We start from the raw sequence: 3,717 nt of genomic DNA, 5'->3' as shown, positions 1-3,717 counted from the left end.
CGCCAGCTGTTAAAAAGACCCCGCTTCCGTCAAGGCCTGCATCACGGAGAGCCGGGCGTTGTCGCGCGCCGCGTCCGCAGCGCGCAGGGCGTGGTCGGCAGCTGCGCTGCGGGCGCTGAGCGCGCCGCCCTGGTACACGTCCATGGACACGTTCAGCGCGAGCATGAAATCGTCCCGGCGCGTCGCATTGCCGTTGAACGCGCGCCCTACGCCGGCGTCCAGGGAAAGCGTGGGCCAGCGGTTGGCGCGTGCCGCCTCCAGCAGCGCCTTCGCCCGCTCGTGTTCCGCTTCCGCAACCTTCAAGGCCGGAACCTCGGACCAATCGAGCTCGTCCGCCCTGCAGGCGCCCTCCAGCTCCGGCGTACGGTCGACGGAGAGCTGGGGCAGCGTGGCTACGCCCAGCAGCGTGCGCAGCACGCCGCGCCAACGCGCCAGCTGCGACGCGTATTGCAGCGCAATGGACTGCGATGCCGAGACACGGGATTGCGTCTGCATGACGTCCGAACGCGTGCTCGCGCCGCTCTCATGGCGTGTCTTGACCAGCTGGCTAATCTCGGAGACCCCTTTTACCTGGTCGCGCGCGGCAGCCTCGAGCTCCTCATAGCGCTTGACTTCGATGGCCGCCCTGGCGGCCTCGGCCGCGACCTGCTCGACGGCCATCGACACCCGCGCCTGGCTCACGCGTGCGGCGGCCTGCGCGGCAGAAACGCTGCTGCTGACCTTGCCGAAGTCGTACAGCATCTGCGACGCCGACACGCTCAGGCGGCGGATCTGGCTATCGGCCGAAGCGTTGGTATTGTCGCGGCCCGCCCGAAAGCCCGTCGAGACCCGGGGGTAGTAGCCCGCCCGCGCCACGGCAATCTCTTCGTCGCTTTGATTGAGCCGCCCCAGGGCTTCCGCGATGTTCGGATGCCAGCTGACGGCTTGGCGCGCCACGTCGGCCAGCGTCAACGCGGCAGCGTTCCCGCCCTTGGCCACCTCGCTCGCCAGCACGACCCCTGCATTCGGGCGGCTTTGCACCAACCGGCTCGCTGCAACCGAAGGCGCGAGCGGCCCCAGCCGTTCGGGATCGGGGTGGCGCGCGATGCGCCTGTCCTCGGCAGACTTATCTGCCGACTTTTCGACCGGTTTATCGGCCGCCTTTTCGGCCACCTTATCCGCAGGCCTGTCGCTGTTGGCCGGTGCGGAAGCCCCTGCCGGTGCCCCGGCCAACTGGGGCGACTGCGCCGGTGCGGACCCGGCCACCAACGGACGATGGGATCCGAGAGGCGGCCCCTCCACCACCCCGTTCATCGACGATGAAGGGACGTACACTCGCTTCTCGATGACCCAACGCCCGGCGGGCGCGGCTTGCGCGCGGGCGGCGCCCGTGGCTGCCTGCGGGCCTGCCCAGCCATGCATGGCGCCCTGCGCGCCCGCGTCAGCCGCGTCGGCAAGCCTGACAGACAACAGCCCGGCCACGAGCAAGGCCGCGCGGCATGAACCTCTCATGAATACTCCCGGCAACTTCTGACGCGAACGGCCGGCCCTGGAACCCCAGGACCGGCCGCTCATCGGATCAACGATCGGCGCGACGATCAGATGCCCGACACATCATGCTGAGACCACGCCTGGTCTTCCGGATCCTCCGTATACGCGGAGGCTATCACAGACGGCTCAGTCTCGGTGGAGGCCGACGCGATGGCCGGGCCTTCGCCGGACTCCCCGGCGAGATACGACTCGACCGGATCCGCCTCAGGCTTCAACACATCTTCCAACGCGACATCATCTTCATCGCCCTGGTCGTCGTCCGCATCGTCACCGTCATCGTCCAGGCCATCGAGCGGCACCGAATGCGCGACGATGAGCTCGTCGCCGGACTCTGACCCCGGTGCAGGCTGCGTGTTGTTCGTCTCGCCGATGTTGACGGTGATCGTGCCTTCCGACACCTGGCCGTTGGCGAAGTGCAGCTGGTACGTGAATACGTCGGCCTGTTCGATGGCGTTGATATCCGCCTTCGGCTCGTACGTCCAGCTACCGTCCGCGTTCATGGTCAGGGTGCCATAGTCGCCTTCCAGCACGACCGGATCGACGCCGGGGAACTTGACGGTAGCACCGTCCTTGACGCTGACCGCGACCGGACCGTCGACCGACGTATCGATGCCCGAAGCCTCGAGTACGTTGCCTTCGGCCGGCGTGACGCCACCGACGCTTACCTGGTCGTAATGCGTCACGTGTTGCGTCATGTCCACGCTCACCGAGCCCGGCAACGTGATGGCGGAGGCGTTCTCCACGATCAGCCTGTACTCGCCCGGCTGCAGGTCGTCGATGTGTGCCGTGATGCGCGTCGGCAGGAGGCCAATCAGGTCGATCAGGCCGCCCGCTTCCGAACCGCCAACCTTCACCCAATTGCCGCCCTCGTCCTTGGACTCGAGCGTGAACTTGAGCCCGTTGAGCAACGACGCCAGGCCAGAACCCGTGATGTCCAGGTCGACCGAGGACGTCGTTCCCTCTTCAACCGTGAACACATGGGTGCCCGAAGTGTTGCCCAGGACGATGCCAAGCGCGCCGAGCGCCCACGAGTACTCGATGACATCGGCTTGGTCCACCTGCTCGACCGTGTTCTCGACGATCACCGACGCGTCGCCCGAGTCCGCCGCCGCAGGCGTGACGACCGCATCCTGGCCAGGATTCGCATCGTCCCACTCCAGTTCGACCTGGTCGCTGTCCAGGCGCACATAGAGCTTGGCCTCGTCTTCGCTGCCGTTCGGATGCACCAGCTTGTAATCGAAGACGTCGACCTTGCCCACGTTTGCAGCGTTGTCGGCGTTGGGCTGGTAGGTATAGGTGCCGTCGGGCATGACGGTCAGCGTACCGTACAGGCCGGCGATCACCGTGCCGGCGGCATCGGGCGTCACATAATCGCCATCCGCGTTCTTGACCTGCAGCACGGCTGCGTCATCCGGACCAAGGTCGTCGGGCGATCCGCCTGGGCCGGGATCCGTGAGCAGATTGCCGGACGCAGGCTCGACATTGGTCACGTCGAACTCGACGAGGCTCGTCCGATCCAGCGTCATGCTCCAGTCGGCTTGCTGCACGAGCGAAGCCAAGCCGTTGCCGCCATAGACCACGCGGTACTGGCCAGCGGGCAAATCGTGCGCCTCGACCCGCATCTCGTCACCGAACAGGCCGAGCAAGTCGATCAGGTTGGCATCCCGGGTCTCGGAAACATTCACCCACTCACCGTCTTGCATGACTTGGAGGGTGACGAAAGCCCCACCCAGCACGCCCAGCAGGCTGCCGCCATCCAACGAGAACGACAGGTCGCCCGTCGTGCCGTCGTCGATGGTGAAGTAGTGCGATTCGGAAACCTCGCCTATGCGCAGGAGCAGCGTGTCCGAGCCGGATTCTTCCGTGGTGCCGAGGTCGCGCGGGCTCAGTTCGAGCTTGGCCGTCGCAACATCGTCATGGGCGTCGACGTCAGAGTCGGCATCGGCATCAGCATCGGCGTCAGCATCCGCATCCGCATCCGCATCCGCATCCGCATCCGCATCAGCATCAGCATCCGCATCAGCATCTGCATCTGCGTCGGCATCTGCGTCGGCATCGGCATCCGCGTCAGCGTCAGCGTCAGCGTCAGCGTCAGCATCCGCATCCGCATCAGCGTCGGCATCGGCATCGGCATCCGCATCCGCATCCGCATCTGCATCCGCATCTGCATCAGCATCAGCATCAGCA

The 3,717-nt window shown here is 66.2% G+C and carries 3 protein-coding genes; 1 reads left to right on the top strand and 2 read right to left on the bottom strand.

Translation table 11 applies throughout. The annotated features are described in order from the left end of the window. Positions 1-9 precede the first annotated feature (9 nt). Complete coding sequence (locus IRZ12_RS16495; RefSeq protein WP_296470823.1) at positions 10-1,491, bottom strand: TolC family protein; 1,482 nt, start codon at positions 1,489-1,491, stop codon at positions 10-12. A gap of 86 nt (positions 1,492-1,577) precedes the next feature. Continuing rightward, the gene (locus IRZ12_RS16490) at positions 1,578-3,326 is read right to left on the bottom strand and encodes a BapA/Bap/LapF family large adhesin (RefSeq protein ID WP_367181602.1); all 1,749 of its coding nucleotides are present in this window, start codon (positions 3,324-3,326) and stop codon (positions 1,578-1,580) included. A gap of 9 nt (positions 3,327-3,335) precedes the next feature. On the opposite strand from IRZ12_RS16490, the gene IRZ12_RS16485 reads away from it, so the two are divergent. Further along, a partial coding sequence (locus IRZ12_RS16485; RefSeq protein ID WP_296470815.1) for a hypothetical protein occupies positions 3,336-3,717 on the top strand: 382 nt, incomplete at its 3' end.

Origin of the sequence: Pigmentiphaga sp. (assembly GCF_019689535.1) — a bacterium.
Lineage (GTDB): Bacteria > Pseudomonadota > Gammaproteobacteria > Burkholderiales > Burkholderiaceae_B > Pigmentiphaga.
Note: the sequence above shows the minus strand (reverse complement) of the source record. Positions and strands in the feature narration are given on the sequence as shown.

Coding starts and splice junctions, on each gene's coding strand:
- IRZ12_RS16495 (WP_296470823.1), bottom strand. CDS start 1,491: ATGAGAGGTTCATGCCGCGCGGCCTTGCTCGTGGCCGGGCTGTTGTCT.